Origin of the sequence: Mesorhizobium sp. (genome assembly GCF_024509055.1) — a bacterium.
Classification (GTDB): Bacteria; Pseudomonadota; Alphaproteobacteria; order Rhizobiales; family Rhizobiaceae; genus Mesorhizobium.
Window position 1 is genome coordinate 1 of sequence record NZ_JANINM010000248.1, and the last position, 2,604, is coordinate 2,604.

Below are 2,604 nucleotides of genomic sequence, written 5' to 3' on the forward strand. Positions count from 1 at the left end.
TGATGGTGCTGCCGATCGTCATCTGGATCATGCGCGACCAGTTCAATTCGATCCCCGTGGAGCTCGAGGAAGCGGCTCTCGTCGACGGGCTGTCCATCTGGGGCGCCTTTTTCCGCATCGTCATGCCGATCGCGCTGCCCGGCATGGTCGCCGCCTTCGTCCTGGCGATGGTGCTGTGCTGGAATGAGTATTTCTTCGCGGCGCTGCTGACATCGACCGACGCCAAGACCATTCCGGTGATGGTGGCGAGCCAGACCGGCTCGCAAGGCATCAACTGGTGGGCGATGGCCGCGCTTGCCACGGCGGCCATCGCGCCGCTGGCGATCATCGGCATCGCGCTCGAACGCTACCTCATCATGGGCATGACGGCAGGCTCGGTGAAGTAGGCCCCCGGGCTACCGCGACAGGATCGCGCGCAGGTGATCCAGGATCATTGCAACGCCCTCCTGCCCCAGCTCGGCCGAAGCATCGGAAGCGCCCTTCGTGTACCAGCCGGTGTTGTCGGCAAAATGCGCCGCATCAACCGCCTCGGGACACAGCGCCAGCATCAGCGACGTCTCGCCGATACCGGCATGGTCGAACGGATATTTGCCGTTCATCGTGGCTGGCATCAGCGGATGCACCTGCACCCAGTTGAAGACGTTCTCGCCCTGCGCGTGGCCGGCATAGTAGTCGACCATCTTGTCCGAGCCCCACCAGCCCTCGCCCCGCTCCTTTTCCAGGAAGCGAAAGATCGCCTGCCTGCCGGCGGTCTTGAAAGCAAGATCGGTCGGCATGCCCGCCGAGAAATTCTCGGTCTGGTGATGGATGATTGCATGGACGTTGCGGAAGCCGATGCGCAGCAGGCCGTAGAATAGCTCTTCCGCGAAAGGTGCTAGCGCCGGGCCACCGACCTGCACCGAGCCGCTGCCTTCCGGCGCCGCCACGGCATAGCTTGCCGCCCCATAGTAGAAAGGCGGCAGGATGACGATGTCCCTCTCCTTCTCTATCAGTTCCACCGTCTTGATGACCGCCAGCGTGTCCATGCCGACCGCCATGTGCTCGCCGTGATATTCGAGCACGCCGAGCGGCAGCACCACCGGCCAGTTTTCCCCGATCGCCTTGCGGATCCGGTGAGGTAGCATCAGCTCGTAGCGCATTGGTCCCCTACTCCATATTGGTGTGCCGGGCCCGCATCGCCTGCGGTGCTCCACCTGTCTGCGAGGATTGAAAAGGCGTTTGGAATAACAGCCGCCTTTCCGGCGAAAGGCTTGTTTTTATTCATGCTATCACCGCGAAAATTGATGTCCAACGGGCGGCTATGCTTTTGCTGGGCCACCGGCGTGATAGTGTCATGTCAGACAAATAACTGACGGACATCGATAGACATGAAGACACGGCATTTCGACCGCATCGGCAATGGCGGCATCACCTTCACCGAGCTTGGCGTCGGCACCGCGCCGCTCGGCAACCTCTACCGCGCCGTTTCCGACGAGGACGCCAACGCCACGCTGGAAGCAGCCTGGGAGGCCGGCTGCCGCTACTTCGACACCGCTCCGCTTTACGGCCTCGGCCTCTCGGAAACCCGCCTCAATCCCTTCCTGCGCGGCAGGAAGCGCGACGACTACGTGCTGTCGAGCAAGGTCGGCCGTTTGATGCGGGTCTCTGCGCCGGACCAGCGCACGGGCATCGGCAAGTTCTTCGAGACGCCCTCGCGCAAGGAGGTCTACGACTACAGCTATGACGGCGTCATGCGCTCCTTCGAAGCTTCGCTGGAGCGCCTTGGCGTCGACCGCATCGACATCCTTTTCGTGCACGACGTCGACATCTTCACCCATGGCAGCAAGGAGGCATCCGACAGGCGCATCGAGGAGTTCATGTCCTCCGGCTACTATGGGCTGCTGTCGCTTCGCGACCAGGGCGTCATCAAGGCCTTCGGCGGCGGCATCAACGAATGGCAGGTCTGCCAGACGCTGGCCGAACGCGGCGATTTCGACCTCTTCCTGCTTGCCGGCCGCTACACGCTGCTCGAACAGGAGGCGCTGGAGTCCTTCCTGCCGCTCTGCGAGAAGCGCGGCATCGGCATCGTCCTCGGCGGTCCGTATAATTCCGGCATTCTGGCGACGGGCCCGAGGCCAGGCGCCTTCTACAACTATACGGAAGCGCCCAGGGACGTGCTCGACCGTGTGGCGCGCATCGAAGCTGTCTGCAAACGCCACGATGTGCGGCTGATCGAGGCTGCCCTGCAGTTCCCGCTGCGGCATCCATCCGTTGTCTCGGTAATCCCCGGCGGCCAGCGGCCCGTCGAAGTGGAAAGCAATCGCGCGCTGCTCGATGCCAGGATACCGGCCGCTCTTTGGGCGGATCTCAAACAGGAAGGCCTGATGCGCGCCGACGCACCGACGGCCTGAATCGGCCTGTCCACTTTCAGCTGAAGCAAAAAAGAAAAGCCGGGCATGCCCGGCTTTTCTGGTCTTAAAAGAAAAAGGTCTTAGTTGACCGCGTCCTTGAGGCCCTTGCCGGCGGAAAACTTCGGCACGGTGCGCGCCGGAATCTTCACTTCCGCGCCCGTCTGCGGGTTGCGGCCGGTCGAAGCAGCGCGTTTTGACACGGTGAAATTTCCGA

Annotated in this window: 4 protein-coding genes; 2 read left to right on the forward strand and 2 right to left on the reverse strand. The window is 62.6% G+C overall.

Annotated elements, in window-relative coordinates:
- On the forward strand, window positions 1-386 hold a 386-nt coding region (locus Q0L57_RS12210), incomplete at its 5' end, for an ABC transporter permease subunit (protein ID WP_296742963.1).
- A gap of 9 nt (window positions 387-395) precedes the next feature.
- Here Q0L57_RS12210 and Q0L57_RS12215 read toward each other — a convergent pair.
- Window positions 396-1,139, reverse strand: coding sequence for a creatininase family protein (locus tag Q0L57_RS12215; protein WP_296742965.1), 744 nt, complete (start codon window positions 1,137-1,139; stop codon window positions 396-398).
- Between the two features lie 228 nt (window positions 1,140-1,367).
- Here Q0L57_RS12215 and Q0L57_RS12220 point away from each other — a divergent pair, with 228 nt between their 5' ends.
- The gene (locus Q0L57_RS12220; protein WP_296742966.1) at window positions 1,368-2,390 is read left to right on the forward strand and encodes an aldo/keto reductase; all 1,023 of its coding nucleotides are present in this window, start codon (window positions 1,368-1,370) and stop codon (window positions 2,388-2,390) included.
- 80 nt (window positions 2,391-2,470) lie between these two features.
- Here Q0L57_RS12220 and Q0L57_RS12225 read toward each other — a convergent pair.
- The coding region (locus Q0L57_RS12225) for an HU family DNA-binding protein (RefSeq protein ID WP_296742968.1) at window positions 2,471-2,604 on the reverse strand (134 nt) is incomplete at its 5' end.

Excerpts from the sequence above, each read along its gene's own strand:
- Q0L57_RS12215 (WP_296742965.1), bottom strand. The coding sequence starts at position 1,139 with ATGCGCTACGAGCTGATGCTACCTCACCGGATCCGCAAGGCGATCGGG.
- Q0L57_RS12220 (WP_296742966.1), top strand. The coding sequence starts at position 1,368 with ATGAAGACACGGCATTTCGACCGCATCGGCAATGGCGGCATCACCTTC.